General features: G+C 71.2%; 14 protein-coding genes, 2 tRNA genes and 1 pseudogene. 7 read left to right on the plus strand and 10 right to left on the minus strand.

The window, feature by feature from the left end:
- Positions 1-39: 39 nt before the first annotated feature.
- On the plus strand, positions 40-1680 hold the full coding sequence (locus tag ACFXG1_RS13855; protein WP_384708173.1) for an MDR family MFS transporter: 1641 nt from the start codon (positions 40-42) through the stop codon (positions 1678-1680).
- A 68-nt stretch (positions 1681-1748) separates the two neighbouring features.
- On the opposite strand, the gene ACFXG1_RS13860 is transcribed toward ACFXG1_RS13855, so the two are convergent.
- The 4 genes and pseudogenes from ACFXG1_RS13860 to ACFXG1_RS13875 form a co-directional block, all read right to left on the minus strand.
- Entirely contained in the window at positions 1749-2678 is a 930-nt protein-coding gene (locus tag ACFXG1_RS13860; RefSeq protein ID WP_384708176.1) for a TetR/AcrR family transcriptional regulator, read from the minus strand.
- 109 nt (positions 2679-2787) lie between these two features.
- Positions 2788-4311, minus strand: coding sequence for a DHA2 family efflux MFS transporter permease subunit (locus ACFXG1_RS13865; protein ID WP_384708179.1), 1524 nt, complete (start codon positions 4309-4311; stop codon positions 2788-2790).
- Between the two features lie 118 nt (positions 4312-4429).
- Positions 4430-4744, minus strand: a pseudogene (locus tag ACFXG1_RS13870) (winged helix-turn-helix domain-containing protein); the annotation flags it as partial.
- A gap of 125 nt (positions 4745-4869) precedes the next feature.
- Complete coding sequence (locus tag ACFXG1_RS13875; protein WP_384708182.1) at positions 4870-5739, minus strand: DUF2797 domain-containing protein; 870 nt, start codon at positions 5737-5739, stop codon at positions 4870-4872.
- A gap of 397 nt (positions 5740-6136) precedes the next feature.
- Between ACFXG1_RS13875 and ACFXG1_RS13880 the strand changes: the two genes are divergently transcribed.
- The 4 genes from ACFXG1_RS13880 (at position 6137) to ACFXG1_RS13895 (ending at position 11564) form a co-directional block, all read left to right on the plus strand.
- Positions 6137-7381, plus strand: coding sequence for a helix-turn-helix domain-containing protein (locus ACFXG1_RS13880; RefSeq protein WP_384708185.1), 1245 nt, complete (start codon positions 6137-6139; stop codon positions 7379-7381).
- Between the two features lie 126 nt (positions 7382-7507).
- A complete protein-coding gene (locus ACFXG1_RS13885) occupies positions 7508-8344 on the plus strand; it encodes a toll/interleukin-1 receptor domain-containing protein (RefSeq protein ID WP_384708188.1) in 837 nt (278 codons plus the stop codon).
- Entirely contained in the window at positions 8341-10314 is a 1974-nt protein-coding gene (locus ACFXG1_RS13890; protein ID WP_384708191.1) for a hypothetical protein, read from the plus strand. The genes ACFXG1_RS13885 and ACFXG1_RS13890 overlap by 4 nt, the downstream gene beginning before the upstream one ends.
- Positions 10311-11564 carry a hypothetical protein gene (locus tag ACFXG1_RS13895; protein WP_384708194.1) on the plus strand — a complete coding sequence of 418 codons (1254 nt, stop codon included), beginning with the start codon at positions 10311-10313 and terminating at the stop codon, positions 11562-11564. The genes ACFXG1_RS13890 and ACFXG1_RS13895 overlap by 4 nt, the downstream gene beginning before the upstream one ends.
- A 310-nt stretch (positions 11565-11874) precedes the next feature.
- Here the strand turns inward: ACFXG1_RS13895 and ACFXG1_RS13900 are convergent.
- A tRNA-Arg gene (locus tag ACFXG1_RS13900) sits at positions 11875-11947 on the minus strand.
- Between the two features lie 236 nt (positions 11948-12183).
- Positions 12184-12277, minus strand: a tRNA-Ser gene (locus ACFXG1_RS13905).
- A 223-nt stretch (positions 12278-12500) separates the two neighbouring features.
- On the opposite strand from ACFXG1_RS13905, the gene ACFXG1_RS13910 reads away from it, so the two are divergent.
- The gene (locus ACFXG1_RS13910; protein WP_384720398.1) at positions 12501-12962 is read left to right on the plus strand and encodes an SSI family serine proteinase inhibitor; all 462 of its coding nucleotides are present in this window, start codon (positions 12501-12503) and stop codon (positions 12960-12962) included.
- A 167-nt stretch (positions 12963-13129) separates the two neighbouring features.
- A complete protein-coding gene (locus ACFXG1_RS13915) occupies positions 13130-17260 on the plus strand; it encodes a PAS domain-containing protein (protein WP_384742466.1) in 4131 nt (1376 codons plus the stop codon).
- A gap of 160 nt (positions 17261-17420) precedes the next feature.
- On the opposite strand, the gene ACFXG1_RS13920 is transcribed toward ACFXG1_RS13915, so the two are convergent.
- From ACFXG1_RS13920 to ACFXG1_RS13935, 4 genes are all read right to left on the minus strand, one after another.
- Positions 17421-19073, minus strand: a complete 1653-nt coding sequence (locus ACFXG1_RS13920; protein WP_384715118.1) for a long-chain fatty acid--CoA ligase — start codon at positions 19071-19073, stop codon at positions 17421-17423.
- A 373-nt stretch (positions 19074-19446) separates the two neighbouring features.
- Positions 19447-20034, minus strand: a complete 588-nt coding sequence (locus ACFXG1_RS13925) for a SigE family RNA polymerase sigma factor (protein WP_384715121.1) — start codon at positions 20032-20034, stop codon at positions 19447-19449.
- A 317-nt stretch (positions 20035-20351) separates the two neighbouring features.
- Entirely contained in the window at positions 20352-21518 is a 1167-nt protein-coding gene (locus ACFXG1_RS13930) for a lipid-transfer protein (RefSeq protein ID WP_384715124.1), read from the minus strand.
- A complete protein-coding gene (locus ACFXG1_RS13935; protein WP_384742469.1) occupies positions 21515-22093 on the minus strand; it encodes a MaoC family dehydratase in 579 nt (192 codons plus the stop codon). Before ACFXG1_RS13935 ends, ACFXG1_RS13930 begins: the two co-directional genes overlap by 4 nt.
- Positions 22094-22103 lie beyond the last annotated feature (10 nt).

Below are 22103 nucleotides of genomic sequence, written 5' to 3' on the forward strand. Positions count from 1 at the left end.
CCCCCACGACCCCCACCCGAAGGACGGACGAGGACGGACATGGCTGCGACCAACCAGCGCGCCGCGACGGGAGACGGCGTCGCCCCGATGACCCACCGGCAGATCATGGAGGCGCTCTCCGGACTGCTGATCGGGATGTTCGTCGCGATCCTGTCGTCCACGATCATCTCCAACGCCCTGCCGCAGATCATCACGGATCTCGACGGCGGCCAGAGCGCCTATACCTGGGTGGTCACGGCCGCCCTGCTGTCGATGACCGCGACCACCCCCCTCTGGGGCAAGCTGGCCGACCTGGTCAGCAAGAAGCTGCTGGTCCAGATAGCCCTGCTGATCTGGATCGCGGGCTCGGTGGCCGCCGGTCTGGCGACCAGCACCGGCGCGCTGATCGCCTGCCGAGTGGTGCAGGGCATCGGGGTCGGCGGACTGAGCGCGCTGGCACAGATCATCATGGCCGCGATGATCGCCCCCCGTGAGCGGGGCCGCTACAGCGGTTATCTCGGTGCCACCTTCGCGATCGCGACGGTCGGCGGCCCGCTGCTCGGCGGGGTGATCACGGACACCTCGTGGCTCGGCTGGCGCTGGTGCTTCTACGTCGGCGTACCGTTCGCGCTGCTCGCGCTGGTGGTCCTGCAGAAGACCCTGCGCCTGCCCGTGGTGAAGCGGCGTGACGTCAAGGTCGACTGGCTGGGCGCCACGCTGATCAGCGCCGCGGTGTCGCTGCTGCTGATCTGGGTGACCTTCGCCGGGGACTCGTTCGGCTGGGCGTCGTGGCAGACGTACGCCATGCTCGGCGGTACGGCACTGCTCGTCGCCGTCTTCCTGTGGGTGGAGTCCCGGACGCGCGAACCGATCATCCCGCTGCGTCTCTTCCGCAACCGCACCATCGCTCTCGCCTCCGGCGCGTCGCTCTTCGTGGGTGTCGCGATGTTCGCGGGCACGGTCTTCTTCAGCCAGTATTTCCAGCTCGCCCGGGGGCTCTCACCGACGATGTCCGGGGTGATGACGATCCCGATGATCGCGGGAATCTTCCTCTCCTCCACGGTCTCGGGCCGGCTCATCACCCGAACGGGACGGTGGAAGTCATGGCTGGTCGTCGGCGGCGCGCTGACGACGGCGGGCCTGGGACTGCTGGGGACCGTCCGGCACGACACCGTCTACTGGCACATCGCCGTCTATATGGCCGTCCTCGGCCTGGGCATCGGGATGACGATGCAGAATCTGGTGCTGTGCACCCAGAACCAGGTCGACGCGGCCGAACTGGGCGCGGCGTCCTCCGTCGTCACCTTCTTCCGGTCCCTCGGCGGCGCGATCGGGGTCTCGGCGCTGGGCGCGGTCCTCGGTACCCGGGTCAACCGCTATGTCGAGGACGGACTGGCCGGTCTCGGCCCGGCGGGCGCGGCGGCCGGGCAGAGCGCGGCGGTGGGCGGCGGGATCCCCGACCTCGATCTGCTGCCGGAGCCGGTGCGCGGGGTGGTGGAGAGCGCGTACGGCCACGGGGTGGGCGACGTCTTCCTCTACTCGGCGCCGTTCGCGCTGCTGGCGCTGGTGGTGACGGTCTTCATCAAGGAGGTGCCGCTGAGGTCGCGTACGGTCGCGTCCGACCAGGAGCCGGACGCGGCACCGACCGTCGAGGCGACGGAGGCGGCGACGGGGGCGGGGGCGGTCGGCCGGAGCGGGTGAGGGCCCGCGCACCGGACCGTACGGCTCCGGTGCGCTCCGGCTCGTACCCCTTAAGGTCGCCGGACTGCTCACCCCCCGCCGCGTTCCACCATCCGCTCGATGCCCGCGATCAGCAGATCCAGGGCGAAATCGAAGTCGTGCTGCCGCATCTCCGGAACCGCCGTCACCCCGCGCGCGTCCAGCAGCTCGTTGGCGGCCTCCGCGTACTCGCCGAGACCGGGCACGGCGTCGACCAGCGTCATGGCCCGCGCGAGGTACTCGTCCTCGGTCACTCCGGCGGCGGCACAGCGGGCGATGAACTGGCCCTCGATGGTGCCGAAGCCGTAGACGAACTGGAAGACGGCGGCCAGCCCGCCGAGCCGTACCCCGGACGGCAGTCCGGCGTGCCCCATCACCTTCTGGGCGGTGAGGCCGAAGGAGACGGCGTTCGGCCCGATATTGAGGAAGTGGCCGACGAGGGCCGGGGTCCACGGGTGCCGGACCAGCAGGGTGCGGAACTCCAGAGTCAGCCGGCGGAGCTGTTCGCGCCATAGCGCCGGGTCCGAGACGTCGGGCAGCTCCAGATCGCCGTAGACCGCGTCGAGGGCGTACTCCAGGAGGTCTTCCTTGTTGTCGACGTACCAGTAGACCGACATCGCGGTGACGTCCAGTTCGGCGGCGAGCCGACGCATGGAGAACTTCGCGGCGCCCTCGGCGTCGAGGAGCCGTACCGCCGTCTCCACGATCTTCGTCCGGTCGAGGGCGGCGGACTGCCCCGAGCGGCGGTGCCGGTCGGGCCTTCCGCCGCCCTGCCAGACACTGACGCGTACGGGAGGCCCGGGCGCGTCGCCACCCGTCGCGCCGGCACCGGTCGCCTTCCGGTCGCTGTCGGACCGGTGCGCACCGTCCGCACCGTCCGCGCTGTCGGGACCGCTGGGACTGCTGGGACTGCCGGGTTCTCCGCCCTCGTCGGCCGCGCTCGCCATCACACCACCCTGCTCCTTCTCCGCAGCTGCCACCTTTGTCGATGGTATGCCGCAGCGGTGGTACCGCAGGTGCCCGGGCACCGCCCGGCGCCGCCACTCCCCGTGTCTCCCGGTGATCATCGCCGTCTCCCCCTCTCCCCCTCTACCGCCCCGCCGTGTCGAGCCGGTCGTACTGTTCGGCCCGCCACAGCAGGGCGGCGGCCAGCAGACCACCGGCGAGGACGGCGACGGCCCCGACGAGCTGGCTGGTCTCCAGACCGGAGGCGAAGGCGTCGGCGACGGCGGCGCGTTCGGCTTCGCCGTTCGCCGCGGCGAGGGCGGCGGGCAGGGACGCGGCACCGACGGCCGCGGGGACGAGCGCCGCGAACCGGGCGTTGAGGACCGCGCCGAGTACGGCGACCCCGAGCCCGTTGCCGAACTCGGCGAGGGCGCTGTTGATCCCGGCGCCCACCCCGGCCTTCTCCGGCGGGATGGCGCTCATGATGGCGTTGGCCATCGCGGGCATCGACAGGGCGACACCGGCGCCCATGACGACCAGGCCGAGCAGGGTGCCCTCGTATCCGCCGTCGCCGAGCAGCGCTATCGCGGCGAGTCCGGCCGAGACCAGGGTCATACCGAGGGCGATGGCCGCGGGCGTGCCCGTCTTCCGCACCAGCCACGCGCCACCGCCGCTGAGGTTGATGGCGAAGACCGCGAGCGCGAGCGGAGCCGTCCGCAGTCCGGCGTCCAGGGGGTCGTAGCCGAGGACGAACTGGAGGTGCTGGGTGAGCAGGAAGAGGGAGCCCGTCATGCCGAAGGCGACGAGGATGGCGCCCGCGACCGCGCCGACGAACTTCCGGTTGCGGAAGAAGTGCATGTCGAGCATCGGATACGGGATGCTCAGCTCCCACCGGACGAAGGCCGCCATCACACCGACGCCGATGGTCGCGGCGATCAGCACCTGCGCGGAGGTCCAGCCGTGCTCGGGCCCGGAGATGATCGCGTAGACGACGGAGGTCATACCGATCGTGGAGAGCACGGCGCCCACCAGGTCGGGCCGGTCACCCTGCGGATTCTTGGACTCCGGTACGAGTGCGGCGACGGCGATCAGCCCGAGCGCCACCACCGGCAGGTTGATCAGGAAGATCGCGCCCCACCAGTAGTGGTCCAGCATGAAGCCGCCGAGCAGCGGACCGCCCGCGAACCCGACGGCACTGACGGTCGACCAGATGCCGATCGCCTTGATCCGCTCGTCGTCGTCGAAGACCTGCACGATGACGGCGAGGGTCGTGGTGAGCAGCAGCGCTCCGCCGACGCCCATCCCGGCCCGGGCGGCGATCAGCTGCCCGGAGGTCTGGGAGAGCCCGGCGGCGAGGGACCCGATGCCGAAGAGGAAGAGCCCGGCGAGGAGCAGCTTCCGGCGGCCGTAGCGGTCGGCGGCGTTGCCCGCGGTCAGCAGCAGACCGGACTGGACCAGGGAGTAGGCGTTGATCATCCACTGGATGTCGGAGGTGGAGGCGTCCAGCTCCCGGGTGAGGGACGGGATGGCCACGCTGAGCACGGTGTTGTCGATCAGCACGACGAGCTGGGAGAGGGAGATCACCCCGAGGATCAGCCAGCGCTGGGGATGACCGCCGGGGGCCTTGAGGGGGGTCTCGGGCCCGAACGAGGTGGCGGGAGCAGCCATACGGGCACCTCCTTGTACGGCGTAGGGGAGTAGGTCCCGTACACCGTACAAGAACTTCCTGTACGCCGTATAACTCTTTTCCGGTCACCCTGCCGCGCCCCCTCCCTTACCCCCTCCTCTACTCCTCCTCCCCGGACCGGATGAGGTACCCCGACCCCCGCCGGGTGTGGATCATGGGCGGACGCCCGGCGTCGATCTTCTTGCGCAGATAGGACACATACAGCTCGACGATGTTGGCCTGGCCGCCGAAGTCGTAGGACCAGACGCGGTCGAGGATCTGCGCCTTGCTCAGCACCCGCCGGGGGTTGCGCATCAGATACCGCAGCAGGGCGAACTCCGTCGCCGTCAGCCGGATCGGATCACCGGCACGCCACACCTCCCGGGTGTCCTCGTCGAGGACCAGGTCCCCCACGGTGAGCCGCCCCGCCGGCCGGGCCGTACGGGCGAGGGTCTGCTGCGATATCGGCGTCATGCACCGGACGCTAGGCGGCCACGCTCAGAAGGACCTTGCGGCAGGATGGGAATTGCCTGAGAAAACGCCCCTGTTCACGGCGGCGCTCAGAACAGCCCGTCCTGCACGCTGCGCGCCCCGATCTCGGTCAGGGGTACGGAGATCCCGGTGGCGGGATCCGCCCCCACCAGCGACCATCCGGCCAGCAGCCGGGTATCGAGGACGACCTGCCGCTCCTCGGCGACCCAGAGATACAGATCGGGCCCGGCCACGGCGACCAGGGTCCCGGCGACGGCCCCGCCGTCCACCAGCTCCCGCACGACGGGCGCGGCCGGGGCGATCCGGTCGAGACCGAACGCCGCGGCGTGATCGACGGCCTCGTACGGCAGCGGCTCCAGGGTCTCGCCCCACCCGCCGACCGCGCGGGCCCGCCCGTACCACTGGGCGACCTCGGCGGCCCGCTCGTCCGCGTCCCCGGACAGCAGCGCCCGTACGGCCCGCTTCTCGGCATACGGAATACGGTCCCGGACCCCGAGCGCGCTCCGCAGCACCTCCTCGGTCCGCCGCGCCGCCATCAGCGGCCCGCGCCCCAGCCAGCTGAAGACCACGGCCCCCTGCTCCAGCAGCCGGGCCCGCCCCCGCTCCTCGGCGGTGATCCCGACCTTCACCATCCCCGGCCCGAACCAGGCCAGATACACCCGGTACGTCCGCGGATCGTCGGGCACCCCGTCGGCGGCCACCGACCCCACCCGGTCCAGCCGCCCGCACTCCCCGCACAGCGCCCGCGTCACCCGCCCGGCCACCACCACCCGCCCGGGACACGGATTCCCCCGCGCCCCCACACACATCCGCGCCCCCTCGGCCCGGAACCCCAGCCGCTTCCCCGCGGTCAACGGACTGACCCGCCCGCCCTCCCACCGCAGCACCGCTATCCGCGCCTCGGGGGGCCAGGCGAGCCCGGTGCACCGCCACGTCATACGCACCTCCGGGCGCACACGGTCACGACCAGAACGACCAAAGATCCACAACGAACACAAGCACGAAAGCGCAGAGGGTACCCGAGGCAACCGACCCACCCCCGCCGACCCACCACTTTCCAGCCGCCCCGATCCCCCGCCCACCTCCTACCCGCCCACGTCACCCCCGAACACCTCGGACGAACCCCTGTCCGAAACCACATGCGTGGTTCCGGCTGTCCGCCTCATGCGCCACACCCGCACCTGAAGACGATCACGATGTGTGCGGACGCGAAGAAGAGGAAACAGGAAACCTGTCGGCACTGCGGCACACGCGCTGCCCTTCGTGCCAGACTCGCACCTCGAAAGCAGCCCGCCCACTCCCTGAAGGAGGCTGCTACCAGGAGAAGGGGGAGGAATGGAAGGGCCGTTACTGTTCGGATCCGAGTTGCGCCGCCTGCGGATGCAGGCCGGATTGACTCTGCAACAGCTCGCCCAGGAGATGAACTACAGCAAAGGACACCTGAGCAAGATCGAAAGAGGCGGAAAGCGCCCTCCGATGTCCCTGGCCCGGCGGTGCGACGCCTACTTCTCGGCGAGGGGGCGCCTGTCCCGGCTGGCCGAGCCCCGGGGCACCCGGAGCACCCGGAGCACCCGGGACGAGAACACTCCGTCCGCGATGGCACGCCGCGAAATCCTCTCCGCCGGTGTGAGTACCTTGGTCAGTGCCGGGGTCGCGAGCCAAGGGTCCGCGGACGACCGGGGCCACAGCGACCCTCATCTGCTCCATCTGTTCAGGCAGCAACTCGACGAGATGCGGCGGATCGGCCAGACCGCCTCGCCCGCGATGCTCGTACCGCTGCTCCGCGCCCAGGTGTCCACGGTCACCACCCTCGCGGTCCGGGCCGCCGGCACCACCCGGGCGCCGCTGTTCCTGATCGCCGCGCGCTTCGCCGAGTACACGGGTTGGCAGGCGCAGGAGGCCGGGGACGACACGGCGGCGCTGAGGTGGACCGCCGAAGCGGTGGAACTCGCCCGGGCCGGAGATGACCGCCATCTCGCCGACTACGCGCTGGTCCGTCAGGCACTGATCACCTTCTACAACGGAGCCGCCGCGGAGACCGTCGAACTGGCCCGCCTGGCTCAGCGGAGCTCGGCCCCGCCGCGTGTCAGGGCTCTCGCGGCCCAGCGTGAGGCGCAGGGGCACGCCCTGGCCGGTGACGAGGCGCTGTGCCTCCAATCACTCGACCGCGCACGGACACTCTTCGGACAGGACGAACCCTCCGCCGAGAGCCCCGTCCTGGGGCCCACCCATCTGTCCGACCCGGCGGCCATGGTCACCGGCTGGTGCCTCTACGATCTCGGGCGCCCTCGGGAAGCGGCGTCCGCGCTCGACCGCGAGTGCGAACGGATCCCGCGCCATGCGCTCCGTACCCGGGCCCGTTACGGCATACGCCGGGCGCTGGCGCACGCGGCCGCGGGCGAGGTCGAGCACTCCTGCCACATCGCAGGAGAGCTGCTCCCCCTCTTGGACACGGCCCCTTCCGCCACCATCCGGGCCGATATCCGCCGGCTCGACCGGGAGCTGTCGCGCTCCCGTACGCAACGCGCCGTACGCGACCTCCAGCCCGCGCTCGCCCGGGCCGTCGCCGCCGTCGGCTGACTCCTCCGTCCACACGGCGCGGGCTTCATGAGCCCGCGCCGAGTCCGGCGCTGCCCTCCTGTGTTCCGAACCCCGCAGGGCTACAGCCATCGCCTTCACCCCGCGTCCGTGAAAGGACATGCCGTCATGACTTTGATCTTCGTGAACTACCGAACGGGGGACGAGGAAGGCACGGCGACCCTCGTCGAGCGGGAACTCTCCCGCCGATTCGGCAACGACAACGTCTTCCGCGCCAGCAAGTCGATCGAACCCGGTCGGCGCTTCCCTCAGGAGATCATCACCGCCGTGCGCCGCAGCCGGGTGCTGATCGCCGTGATCGGACCGCACTGGATCGACGCCTCCTCCTCCGACGGCCGCCCCGCTCTCGCGAACCCGGACGACTGGACCCGACGGGAGATCCGGGAAGCCTTCGAGAGCGCGGCCATCGTCATTCCCCTCCTGGTCGACAAAACCGAGCGGCTCCGCCATGAGGACCTGCCGGAGGACATCGGCGGGCTCGCGGACTGCCAGTACCTCCGGTACAACCACCGCGACGCCGACTCCGGAATCGACCGGCTCGCAGGCAAGCTGACAGCCCTGGTACCCGAACTGGCCGAGGCGGCGGAGCGATACGGCCCCGGACAGCCCCCCGCCCGTCCCGGCGAGACGCGGAGCGCCGGGAACCAGGTGGCGGACCAGAGCCCGCCCGGGCCGGTCCACCATCAGCAGAACGGCGGTATCGGCAATGTTCACGGCGGTTTCTCGGGTACCTATGTCAGCGACCCCCAGGGGCCTGTCCACACCGGCAGCGGACACCTTTATCAGGCACACGAGCAGCAGTTCGGCCCGCAATTCACCGGTGACGGCCAAGGGGTCAATTACATCGCGGGTGACAACAGCGGAACCGTCAACCACCGCATCGTCCACGGCCGGCCGCCTCAGAACCCTCAGGACTCCCAGGACCTTCAGGACGAGGAGCGGTGAACGGGCCCGAAGGCGCGACCAACGTCAACAATCCCCGGGGATCGACCCACACGGGCAGTGGGAACCAGTACATCGGCAACTGGTACATCACGAATGAGCGTCTGGTACGGACCGGCGTCCCCCGTCTGAACATCGTGCGGGAACACCGGCGCCGTCTGGCCCGTTGCTTCGTCCACCCCCGGTTCTACGGAATGGCCGCCGACCGATTGCGAGGTCCCGGTGGTGTCGCCCTCATCGACGGGCCTCCCGGCAGCGGACGCCGCGCCGCCGCGACCATGCTGCTCGGCGATGTGTCGACGGAAGGCAGCCGGATCGAGGAGTTGTCCTCCAAATGGGAGGAAGACGCTCTGGAAGTCTCTTCCGAGGGCCGGTATCTCCTCGATCTGTCCCATGTGACCGACGCCGAATATCCGGATGCGCAAAAGGCGTTGGGTCACTATCGGTCGCTGATCGAAGAACGAAGCGGCGCCCGGATGGTCGCGGTACTCCCCTCAGGCCTGGACTGGATGCTGGATATCGGTCTTTCCTCCACGGTGGTGGGCTTGGAACGGCCGCCGGGAAGGACCGTCTTCATCCGGCATCTACGGGTCGGTGGGATCGAGACCGTGCCGGAGGATCTCGACACCGAGTCACTGACCCATATGTTCGCCACCTCACCCCTGCGGGATCTGGCCCGCCTGGCCGAACTCGTGGCACAGGCCCGGGCGAGCGGACGGTACGGCACTGACTTCGCCCAGTGGCTCGCCGTGGCGCTGGACGCCGTGACGAACTGGTCGAAGCAGGTTTCCCAGCAGTTGCGGGACCATCGCGACGTCATGTCTCGAGCCCTGCTGCTCACCACCGCCATGGTCAGCGGTGGCCGGGCGGAAGCGGTGCTGTCCGGCGCCCAGCGCCTCATCGATCTCCTGGGCTATGAGACAGATGAGACCCCGCGACTCGCGCAGGATGACCTAGGCGAACAGCTGACCAAGCTGAGAATCATCCGCGAAGACGACGGCCGGGTGGGCTTCGCACAGCTCGCCTACGACGGAGCCGTACGCGGCCACTTCTGGCGCAATTACCCCGACTTACGGGAGAGATTCCGCGATTGGGTCGTGCAATGTGTGGGGTTGCCCGAGCTCAGCCGGGAGGACCGGATGCAGCTCGTGGCCCGCTTCACGGAGCAGGCCCTCGAATACGCACGCCCTGACGACCTGTACAAGCTCGTGGAGCGATGGACCCGAACCGGGAGCGGCCTGCGAGCCGAGGCCGCCGCCGTTCTGGAGCTGGGGCTCAGCCATGATCGATACGGGGCGAAGGTGCGGGCCCGGATCTACACCTGGGCCACGTCGCCCGGGCTCGCGCCGGATCTCGCCCGGGTACTGGCCGACGTCTGCCGACAGGTGGTGGCGGTGACCCATCCCGATCAGGCTCTGGTCAGGCTGCGGCATCTGGCGCTTCGGCACAACGGAGCGGCCGGGGAGACGGCCAGGTCGGCAGCGGCGGAAGTGGCCAGGGGAAACCGGCGACAACTGGCCCGGCTGATCGACCGCCTTCTGCGGTACCAGCCCGTGCCGGACGCCGCGGCGAACCTCCTGCTCGACCTGCTCGAACCGGGAACCCGTTTCCCGCCGCCCTGGAAGGAGTACACCCTGGCCTGGCGCGCCGTCATGATCGCGTCATCGGCACCCGCCTGGACGGCACTGGCACAACGCTGGCTCTCCCACACGGCGGACCACCCCGGGGACGACCGCGGCGTCAACGTCCTCGTCCTCGCGGCCGCCTACGACCCCGCCCTGCTCACTCGCCTCTATGTGACGGCCCGCGAGTGGGCGAATCAGCCGCCTGCCACAGCGCCGTATGACGTATCGGCCGGACACCCCGCCCGACTGCGCGTCGCCGCACGGTTCTGCCACAGGATCGATGTGCTGCAGGGCATCGAAGTACCGGACATCGACTCGGACACCCGAGACTCCCAGGAGGGTGCATGAGCCCCCGCAGTACGACCCGTCTATGCCTCGTCCTGCTGGTCGTGGCACTGATCCTCGGCATCGGTACGGCCCTGGCATGGCCGGGCTGGGTCTGGTTCCTCCTGCCGACCCTCGTGGCCGGCGTGTTCCTCGCGACCATGGGTCTGTCCGACAGCAGCCGGTCGTCCGATGACGGCGAAGCGGATCCGGCCGGACTCGAACCTCCGCCCGAGCCGCCCTACGCCCAGAGCTTTCTGACGGATGTGCCTCTGCCGAGTGCCATGCCCGGCTACCCCTTCCTGTTCTCGGCGACTGTCTCGTGGCGGACCACACCCGAGTTCTCCCCCGCGACACACAACAATCCGGCAGGTCTGGCGGTCAGCTCCATCCTCCGGCGGGCCCAGGACGCGATCGCGGCCGAGCATCCCCGTCGCACTCATTTCCTGGGGCATTGGCTGGACGGCGTACTGGGCATCGCGACGACAGACGACTCGGGCCTGGTCAACGTCTTCGCCAGCGGAGTACGAATGACGCTGCGGCCACCCGATCAGCAACGACTGGACGAGATCGACGACGCGCACAAGTCGAGAGATGTCTGGGAGAGCCGCCGCCAGCACGAACTCGACCGCCGTTCCTACCTCGGCGACGACGTACTGAGCACCCCGGGTAGCGCCCTGGTGTGGTGGCTGGCACGCCACGAGGACGACATCGAGCGAGCCGTCGAGATGGTCGCCCCGCTCAGCTGCCTTTCCGCGGCGGCCAACGACCGTGAGCTACCCGAATCCTTCCGCCATCTGTTCCTCCCGCCCGAACCGCCCACCGACCCGGCCTCTTCGAACAGCTTCGACCATCCGAGCCCATCCGGTGGTCCCGCGCCCCGGACCGCCGGGACGGACGTTCCCCCCGGGCCGAGCAAGCACGTCTCGGCGCTCATCAACGAAATGGGACTCACCGAGGGGTCCCCGGAGCGTCAAGCGTTCATCGACCGCCTGGCCCGGTTGTCGGAGGCTTCCGGAAGCCCCGGCACGGCCGCGGATCTCCGCCGTGACCTGCTGTCCGATCGATTCTCACCACCGCCGCCCGCCCCCGCGTCGGACGGGTCTGCCGAAGCGGACCCTCCGTCCGCACCCACGGCGCACTCGAACGGCTACGCCCCGAACGGAACGACTCGGCCGGCCGACCACCTGAACGGCGACGACGGCCTCCCACCGCTGTGGACCCCATCCATGTGGACGGAACCGGACACCCCCGATGACGAGCCCCCCGGATGAGCGCGTCACCGCCCCGACGGTCTCCACCCGGCTGAACACCTGGGCGACGATCCACAGCGACCAGCACGAGCGAGCCGCGGAACACCAGGCCCCGTCGCCCCCTACCCGAGGATCCCGAGCCCTCTCGGCGGCATATCGAGATCATCGAGGCGACATCCCCGGCTCAAGCCCTGATGTGTCAGGTGCCGCCGGTACAACCGATGATCAACTCGTCCTTCCGTCGTGATGATCGGCGCGGTGGCTGTACTGCGCTGCCGTACGGCACAACGCGAGAGGCCCCGGACTCTCGTCCGGGGCCTCTCGCCTGCTGTGCACTCGGCAGGATTCGAACCTGCAACCTTCTGATCCGTAGTCAGATGCTCTATCCGTTAAGCTACGAGTGCTCGACGTGCTCCGCTTTCCGGGCTTTTCTTCCCTGTCGGCGTTGCGGGAACAACATTACATGACCTGCGCCGCCACGCGAAATCCATTAGCTACACCCCTTCTGACCTGCGAAAACAGCATCCCGGGTGGGTGTGTGCGAGGCGGGTCGGGGTCCCTCGGACGGGGGATGGCGGAGGGGGTGGGGGTGGACGCATAAGAGCCCCGGGCCGGGGCCCGGGGCTCTTATGATCTTGCGTGGCGGAGGCGGAGGGATTTGAACCCTCGATGGGCGGTAAAACCCAAACCGCATTAGCAGTGCGGCGCCATAGACCGGACTAGGCGACGCCTCCAGCACCTCGCGCGATCGCGCGTGGTGAGCCGATGATGTCACAGCCACACGGGCTGTCACCAATCGCCGTCCACCGTACTAGGCGGCCGGGGCCGGGGGCAAAGAGGAATCCGGGGCGCCGGGGGTCGCGGAGGGGAGCGCAACGACACGGGGCGGGACGCGTTAGACGCGGTGGAGCCCTCGGGCCGTTCCGTACCCGTACGAGCCGAACTGGAGCGTTCTTCATGCTGCGCCGCATCGTTCTCACCGCCACCGCCTCCGCCGCCGCCCTCGCCTCCTTCGCGGGGGCGCCGGCCGCCTCGGCGCTGCCGCTGCTGCCCGTACCGCTGCCGCCGCTGCTCGACTGGGAGGCGCCGGAGGACCGGCTGACCGTGGTGGTGTCGGAAACGGGGAACACCAGGACCGACGGGCGGTACGAGCTGGAGTGCGGGCCGACGGCCGGGAACCATCCCGCCGCCGAGGCCGCCTGTGACCGGCTCGACGAGCTGGCGCGGGCCGGGGGCGACCCCTTCGCGCCGGTGGACCGGGATGTCTTCTGCACCCAGCAGGCGGGCGGTCCCGCCACCGCGTACGTCACCGGTGTCTGGCAGGGCCGCCGGGTCGACGCCACCTTCTCGCGGCAGAACGGCTGCGAGATCCACCGCTGGAACAATCTCCAGCCCGTGCTGCCGAGCGCGGGGGCGTGACGGCCGCCGGTGAGCGGTGGCTCGTACGGGAAACGGTCACGGGGGACACACCGGTCCCTCACACCGAGGGGCGGGAGCCGACCCTCAGCCCCCGCCCCGGTACACCCACTGCCCTAGACTCCCTCCAGTGACAGACTGATGTCCGTAGTTCAGGAGGAACCGTCGTCGTGAGCAGCAGGCCATCCCGAGGCGCTGCTCGCCTCGCAGCCATACTCGACGCACTCCCCGACGGTCTGGTGCTGGTCAACTGCAACGGCACCGTCGTCAACGCCAACACCATCGCCCTCGGGCTGTTCGAGAGCCCCGGCACCGCGCTCGTCGGGCGCGGGCTGCTGGATCTGCTGCCCGCGTTCGACTCCCGGCTGATCCCGGGTTCGATGCGCCGCCCGGAGGCCGCCGATGTCCGGGGCCGGACGAAGCCGACGCGGATGACGGCGCGGCGGACGGACGGCAGCGAGTTCCCCGTGGAGGTGACGAGCGCCAGTCTGGAGGACGGGCGCGAGGCGTACGACGCCCACTCCACTTACACGGGCGACGAACTGCTGATGCTGGTGGTGCGGGATCTGTCGGGCACCGTGGACACCGAGGCGGAGCTGGCGCGATCGCAGCGGCAGACCGAGATGATCCTGCGCGCGGCGGCCGAGGGCGTCGTCGGCACGGATACCGAGGGCCGGGTCGTCCTCGTCAATCCGGCCGCGGCACAGATCCTCGGCTATCGCGCCAGTGACCTCGGCGGCCGGGAGTTGCACGGTCTCGTGCTGCACTCCCGCGAGGACGGCAAGCCGTTCCCGTACAACGAATCGCCTCTCGCGGACACCCTCAGGTCGGGGCGGAAGCACCGGGTCCGGGGGCAGGTGCTGTGGTCGAAGGACGGCTCGCGCGTTCCGGTGGACCTGACCACGGCGCCGGTACGGGACGGGGACCAGCTGGTCGGCGCGGTGATGACCTTCACCGACCGCAGGCCGGCCGAGAAGCTGGCCGAGCGGCACGCGGCGGAGCTGGCGCGGCTCACCGAGCGGCATACGGCGGAGCTGGCCCGGACGACCGAGCGGCTGACGTCCGAGCACGAGAAGACCAAGGAGGAGTACGCCGCCGAACGCGCCGACAAGTCGGAGCGGTACGCCGCCGAGATCGAGGCCGGGGCCGAGCACCGGCGTGAGCTGGCGGCGCGGCACGAGCAGTTGGCGGCGGTCCTGGGCGGCGCCCTCCGCGGCCCGCTGGAGGAACTCCGTACGGAGCTGGGCATGCTGGCCGCCGATCCGGCGGGGCAGCTGTGGCCCGAGGCGAACCAGATCCTCCATCATCTCGCCGCCGGGTACGCCCGGATGACGACCCTCATCGACAACGTCCTGGGCTATCAGCGCCTCGACACCGGCGACGAGCGGCTCCTCAAGACGAACGCCCTGCTCGACGCGGTGGTCGCGGTGGCCGTCGAGGGCGCGGTGGAGCTGATCGGGCCGGGGCGGGCGCAGTTCGCGGTGCACGCGCCGCCGATCGAGGCCGAGGTGGACGCGGGGCGCCTGGCGACGGCGCTGGCGCATCTGATCGCCGATGTGGCCGGGGTCGACGCGACGGGCAAGGCCCGGCAGCCGGTGCTCGCCGACGGTACGGCGCCCGGGTACGCCGACTCCACGATCGTGGTCGCGGCGGCCCAACGCGGCGATGTCGTACGGATCGAGGTCCGCGGGCCGTTCGCCGGGGGCGACCCGGTGCATCAGCCGATCGTGCGCGGGATCGTCCGGGCGCACGGCGGGGTGGTGCAGACGCACGAGGTGCCGGGGACGAGCGGCGGCGCTTATGTGGTCGAGGTACCGCTCGGCGACGGCTCGGGCGCGGTGACGGCACCCGCGGGCGGTTCCGGGGCGGGTGTTCCTGGTGAGCCGCGTGAGGGTTCGACCGGTGGTGTCGGGCAGGCGTTGGCCCTGCCGGAGCAGGCGCAGGCGTCGGCACAGATGTCGGCGCAGGCGTCGGACGAGACGATGGGCGGTGGCCGCCGACGGGCCCGCCGGGGGTCCACGGACGCGTTCCTGGAGAGCCCGCTGGTGGCGGAGTCCCGTGATGACACCGTGGACGGGGTTGATGGTGACGGCGGTACGGGGCGTCGGCGCGGCGCCCAGGGCGATGTACCGGCCCATGAGCTGATCCCGGCGCAGGACGCGGGGGGTACGGGGCGTCGGCGCGGGCGGCCCAGTCCGGCGGAGGGCGCGGTCGTGACCGCCGCCGAAGGGGCCGCGGCCGGCGGGCGGGCCGCGCCCGGGGCCGCCGTACCTCCGCAGGGTGTGCCGGTGGCCCCGGGTGGGGCCACCGGTGGTGACGCCTCGGCCGGACACCGGGCCCGGCACGGAGGGATGCCGGAGCTTCCGGCCGGACCCGGGGCGCCCGGGGTGCCAGGGGCACCTGCCGCGTCTATCGCGCCCGTCGTGACGCCCGACGCGCCGGAGTCCGCCCAGGGGTCGGTGCCGGGTGCCGTGGCCGTGCCCGCCGTGCCCGTTCCGGGGCAGCCCGTTCCGGCTCAGGGGCTGCCCGCGCAGGCGGCGCCCACGGCCGAGGGGCGGCGCGCCCGGCGCGCGCTGGCGCCCGCGCCGGTGGACGGGGGCGATCCGCAGGCGCGGTCCCCCTTCGCGCTGCCGCCCGCGGCCGCCGACAGGGCCCCGGGCGCCGGGGACACCGGACAGCACGACATGGTCCGTACCGAACCCGGCATGGATCAGCACACGCCCCCGCAGCCGCATCCGATCCAGATTCCGCTTCCCGGTCCCGCCGCCGACGGCGCGCCGACCGGCCGCCGCCGGGCCCGCCGCCCGGAGGGGGGCGACGACACGTCAGGGCACGGGCAGCCGCTCGCCCCGGAGGCCCCGGGAGTCCCAGGGGCCCCGGGCGACGGAGCCGTACCGGCGTCCCATCCGCACAGCACGGGGTCGCTGTCCCTGCCGCTCCCGCCCGCGGAGCCCGTGACACCCATGGGACCCGTACCGCCGGTGCCGCCCGCCCCGGCCCCGGCCGTACCGGTGCACGGCACGCCCGCTCAGGGTGTTCCGGCGCAGCCCGGCGACACCGGTCAGGGGCGTACCGGCGCACAGCCGCTGCCCGCCGAGACCTCGCCCGTCGCCGGTGGCGCCCCGCTCCCGGCGGACGCGTCGCAGGGCCGGGCGTTCAGCGTGCGGGCCCTCGGTCAGGCCGTGGCCGCTCCCCGGACCGCCGCCGCGCCCGGTCCCGTACCCGCTCAACCGCAGGGCTCCGGTTCCGGTTCTGCCGGTTCCGGTTCCAGTTCCGGTTCCGGTCGGCGCCGGAAGCTGGGGACGCCGCCGACCGCCGACCGGCCCGAGACGGAAGCCGACACGGGTACGGAGGCGCAGGCGCAGGTGCAGGCGTCCGCCGTGGCCCCGGGCGGCACGGGCGCCCCGGGTGCGCCGCCGGTCACCTCCGTACCGTCCGGTCTCGACCGGGAGGGCGAGGCGCCGGGCCGTGCGTACGCCATCAGCGCGCCCGACGCGGGCGCCGAGGGTCCCGAGCCGCTGGACGGCGCGTTCGAGGTCGACAACCGGCCGCCGCCGCAGCCCGTGGACGACGAGCTTCCGCCCGAGCCGCTGGACAATCCGCGCCGGCTGCTGGTCTGGCCCGCGCCCGACGTCTCCACCCAGCAGGCGTTGAGCGAGCGGGGTTACCGCCCCGTCGTGGTCCATTCGCGCGAGGAGGTCGACGCGCAGATAGCGGCGTTCCCGGCCGCGCTGTTCGTGGATCCGCTGACCGGCCCGATCACCCGTACCGCCCTTCAGTCACTGCGCCAGGCCGCCGTGGCGGCGGAGGTTCCGGTGCTGGTCACGGCCGGTCTGGGGCAGGCGACACGGGAGGCCGCGTACGGCGCCGACCCGGCCGTCCTGCTGAAGGCGCTCGCCCCGCGCGACAGCGACCAGCACCCCTCCCGGGTACTGCTGATCGAGGAGCACGAGGAGATCGCGCTGGCGCTGACGGACGCGCTGGAGCGCCGGGGGCTCCAGGTCGCCCGCGCGGCGGCCGACGCGGACGCGGTCACGCTCGCCACCCGGATGCGGCCGAACCTCGTGGTCATGGATCTGATGCAGGTACGGCGCCGCCGGGCCGGGATCATCGACTGGCTGCGCGCCAACGGCCGCCTCAACCGCACCCCGCTCGTCGTCTACACCTCGGCCGGGCTCAACCGGCCCGAACTGCCCCGGCTGTCGTCGGGGGAGACGGTGCTGTTCCTGGCGGAGCGCTCGACCAGCGCGGAGGTGCAGTCGCGGATCGTCGACCTGCTCGCCAAGATCGGGACGAACTGACGCCGCCGTACCGGGTGTCGGGTGGTACCGGGTGTCGGGTGCCGGGTGTCAGGCCTCGGGTGCCGGGTGAACGCGGTACGCAGTAAGCGGTACGCGGAACCGCGCCCGCCGATGTGATGGCGGGCGCGGTTCTCCGTACCGCGGGAAGACGGCGCGTCGGCTACACCTCGACGACGTCCAGCTCACCGTCCGCGTACCGCTTGCGGATCACCCGCTTGTCGAACTTGCCGATATTCGTCTTCGGCACCTCCCGCACCAGGGACCAGCGCTCCGGGAGCTGCCACTTCGCGACCGACTCGGCCAGGAACGCCTTCAGGGCGGCGAGGTCGGCGGTCGCGCCGTCCTTGAGGACGACGGTCGCCAGCGGGCGCTCGTCCCACTTCGGGTCGGGCACCGCGACCACCGCCGCCTCGACCACATCGGGGTGCGCCATCAGCGCGTTCTCCAGCGCGATACTGGAAATCCACTCGCCGCCGGACTTGATCACGTCCTTGACCCGGTCGGTGAGGGTGAGGAAGCCGTCGTGGCTGATCACCCCGACATCACCGGTCTTGAGCCAGCCGTCGTCGCTGAACTTGTCATCGGGCCGCAGCGGCTCGGCCCCGACACCGCCGAAGTACGACTCCGTGATCCACGGGCCGCGTACCTCCAGCTCACCGACCGACTCGTTGTCCCACGGCAGGATGTCGCCGCCCGGGCCGACGATCCGGGCCTCGACACCGGCCGGGAAACGGCCCTGCGTATTGCGGTAGGGCCACTCCTCCTCGGGGCTGAGCCCGCCCGGCGGGTGGGCCATCGTGCCCAGCGGGGAGGTCTCCGTCATGCCCCACGCCGGGCAGAGCTTCACGCCGAGCGCGTCGTACGCCTTCATCAGCGCGGGCGGGCAGGCCGAGCCGCCGATGGTGACCAGGGCGAGGGAGGACAGATCGCGGGGGTTGGCGGTGACCTCGGCGAGCAGGCCCTGCCAGATGGTGGGGATCGCGGCGGCGTGCGTCGGCTTCTCGCGCTCGATCATCTCGGCGAGCGGGGCCGGCTGGAGGAAACGATCCGGCATGAGCATATTGACGCCGGTCATAAAGGTGGCGTGCGGTATGCCCCAGGCGTTGACGTGGAACTGCGGGACGACGACGAGGGTCGTGTCCTTGTCGGTCAGACCCATCGACTCGGCCATGCCCACCTGCATCGAGTGCAGATAGATCGAACGGTGGGAGAAGACCACGCCCTTGGGGTCGCCGGTGGTGCCGGAGGTGTAACACATGGCGGCGGCGGTGCGCTCGTCGAGGTCCGGCCAGTCGAAGGTGGTCGGGCGGCCCGCGAGCAGCTCCTCGTACTCGTGGATCCGCGCCTCGGAACCGATATCCGCCAGCAGGGCGCGATCGCCGGGCCCGGAGACCACGACGTGTTCGACGGTGGGCATATGCGGCAGCAGCGGGGCGAGCAGGGGGAGCAGCGAGCCGTTGACGATGACCACGCGGTCGGCGGCGTGGTTGGCGATCCACACCAGCTGCTCGGCGGGGAGGCGGAGATTGAGCGTATGCAGGACGGCGCCCATGGAGGGGACGGCCAGATACGCCTCAAGATGCTCGGCGTTGTTCCACATCAGGGTGGCGACCCGCTGATCGCCGTCGACACCCAGTTCGTCGCGGAGCGCGTTCGCCAGTCGTATCGCCCGTTCGCCGACTTCCCGGAAATTCCGGCGGTCCGGTTCGGGCCCGCCGGTCCAGGTGGTGACCTGGGACCCGGCGTGAATCCTCATCCCGTGTTCCAGGATGCGGCTCACGGTCAGCGGTACGTCCTGCATGGTGCTCAGCACGGCGTCCTCCCGATGGGCGCAGTGATGCTACGCGGCAGTAAGGTGTTGCGATTCTGCTCGCGTACCAGGCGGTATGTCACTACCCGGGGGAGAAGGAAAACGCCGCCGGAGGCGGGTGACGGCCGCGGCCGGGCCGTGAGCACCGGGAGAAGCGGTGGCAGGCGGCGCGAGGGGTGGTGCGGAAAGCTCCACGACGACCTTGCGGCGTTCGGGTGGCACACCTGATGACACCTTGATGACACCTGATAGCACCTGATAGCACCTGATAGCACCTGACGACGCCTGATGACATCGGCCGATGTCGCGGCGGGATCCGGTCCGTGGGCGGGATCGACCGGTAAACGGGACGGGATCGGTCAGTGGGCGGGATCGGTCAGTGGGCGGGGGTCAGCTCCGGGTCCTCGCGGAGTTTGCCGAGCGCCCGGGAGACCGCGCTCTTCACCGTTCCCACCGAGACCCCGAGCACCTCGGCCGTCTGGGCCTCACTCAGGTCCTCGTAATACCGCAGCACCACCATCGCCCGCTGCCGGTCCGGGAGCTTCATCACCGCACGCCACATCGCGTCGTGCAGCACCTGCTGCTCCGCCGGGTCGGGCGTGGGCGAGGTCTCCCGCTCGGGCACCTCCTCACAGGCGAACTCGTCGACCTTGCGCTTGCGCCACTGCGACGTCCGGGTGTTCAGCAGGGCCCGGCGGACGTAGCCGTCGAGCGCCCGGTGGTCCTCGATCCGCTCCCAGGCGACATAGGTCTTGGTGAGGGCGGTCTGGAGCAGGTCCTCGGCGTCACTGGGATTCGCGGTGAGCGATCGCGCGGTCCGCAGCAGCACGGGCCCCCGCGCCCGTACATACGACGAGAACGACGAGTAGCGTGAGGAGGTCGCGTACCGTGCGTCGGTCGTGCCGTACGACGGAGGCACCGACAGGGCGGCCTTCGAAGCGCTTGTGCAGACTGGCGTGGTCATAGCTACACGCTAGAAGCGGCCCCCGCTCCGGGGGATCGGCCCGAGGTCCCGAAGGCATGTCCCCCTCAGGTTGTAGTGGTGGTGCCGGCCCCACCTCCTCTAGGTGGAGAAGACCCTCAGGGACGGAGGAGGGGCACCGGGCACAGGGATGTCCGTTCCGTCGGGATAGCCCGGACCGGGGAGGGTTTTTCGGGCCGGGGCAGGGCCTCCCGAGGCGTACGACCCGGGTGGACCTCCGTACACCTCCAGGTGGAGAACCACTACGTCTCCCCCTGATACCGCGGCACACGGGCATACGGCTCCGGGCGCGCACCGGCTCAGGCGTCGGCGCCCAGGACCAGACCCGAGGTCGGGACTCCCGTACCGGCCGTGACCAGGGTCCGGGCCGCGCCCGGTATCCGGTTCACCGACGTACCCCGGATCTGCCGGACCGCCTCCGCTATGCCGTTCATCCCATGGAGGTACGCCTCACCGAGCTGGCCGCCGTGGGTGTTCAGCGGCAGCGAGTCCGCGGCCACGAAATCGGCCGCCTCCCCCGGCCCGCAGAAGCCGAACTCCTCCAGCTGCATCAGCACGAAAGGGGTGAAGTGGTCGTACAGAATGCCGACGTCGATATCGGCGGGGCCGAGCCCCGAGGTCCGCCAGAGCTGCCGGGCCACCACACCCGTCTCGGGCAGCCCGGTCAGACCGTCCCGGTAGAAGCTGGTCATCTGCTCCTGGGAGCGTCCGGCGCCCTGCGCGGCGGCCAGGATCACCGCGGGGGGCCCGGGCAGATCGCGGGCGCGCTCGGTACTGGTGACGACGATCGCCTGACCGCCGTCGGTCTCCTGACAGCAGTCCAGCAGTCGCAGCGGCTCCACGATCCAGCGGGACGCCGCGTGGTCGGCGAGGGTGATCGGCTTCCCGTGGAAGTACGCGGCCGGATTACGGGCCGCGTGCCGGCGGGCGGTGACCGCGACCGGGCCGAAGGCGTCGGGCGTCAGTCCGTACGTGTGCAGATAGCGGCGGGCTGCCATGGCCACCCAGGAGGCCGGGGTGAGCAGCCCCGACGGGAGGTTCCAGCCGAGGGCCGTCCCCTCCGCCGACGGCTCGCGCCGCTGCACCCCGGCGCCGAAGCGTCGGCCCGAGCGCTCGTTGAACGCCCGGTAGCAGACGACGACGTCGGCCACCCCGGCCGCGACCGCCAGGGCCGCCTGCTGGACGGTGGCGCACGCCGCCCCGCCGCCGTAGTGGACCCGGGAGAAGAAGGACAGCTCGCCGATCCCGGCGGCCTGGGCCACGGTGATTTCGGGGCTGGTGTCCATGGTGAAGGTGACGAGCCCGTCGACGTCCGCGGGTACGAGACCCGCGTCGTCCAGCGCCGCGCGCACCGCCTCCACCGCCAGCTTCAGCTCGCTCCGCCCCGAGTCCTTGGAGAACTCGGTCGCGCCGATCCCGACGATCGCCGCCCGCCCGCCGAGGGCGTCCCGGTCCCGCAGGCTCATCGGTCACCACCTCCGTTCCCGGCGCTCCCGGCACCACCGGGGTTCTCGCCGACCGCGACCGGCTCGGTCGCCGCCGGGTGGGCGGCTGGGAGGGCGGCCGGGAGGAGCACCGTCACCGTGCCCGTGACATGGCGGCCGAGGGAGTTCGTCCCGACGATCCGCACCTCCGCGATCCGGGTCGCCTCCGTACCGCCGGTGTCCGGCGCGGCAAAATCCGGGGCGGCGGCGGGGCACTCGTCGACCGAGGCGACCGTGCCGCGCAGCACCATCGTGTCGCCCGGGTAGTTGGGCACCCCCAGCCTGATGGCGACCCGGCGGAGTGCCGCCCGCGTCCCCAGGCAGTCGGTGACATAGCGGCCGACCAGGCCGTTCGTCGTCAGAATGTTCATGAAGACATCGGGCGACCCCTTGCTCCGCGCCGCCTCCGCGTCGTGGTGCACGTCCTGAAAGTCCCTGGAGGCCATGGCCCCCGCGACGATCAGTGTGCGGGTGATCGGGATCTCCAGCGGGGGCAGTTCGTCCCCCACCCGCGGCCCCGGGCCGCTCCCGCTCCCGCTCCCACTCGTACCGCTCACGCCATCCACA

The sequence above is a fragment of the Streptomyces sp. NPDC059248 genome (assembly GCF_042753905.1).
Taxonomy (GTDB): domain Bacteria; phylum Actinomycetota; class Actinomycetes; order Streptomycetales; family Streptomycetaceae; genus Streptomyces.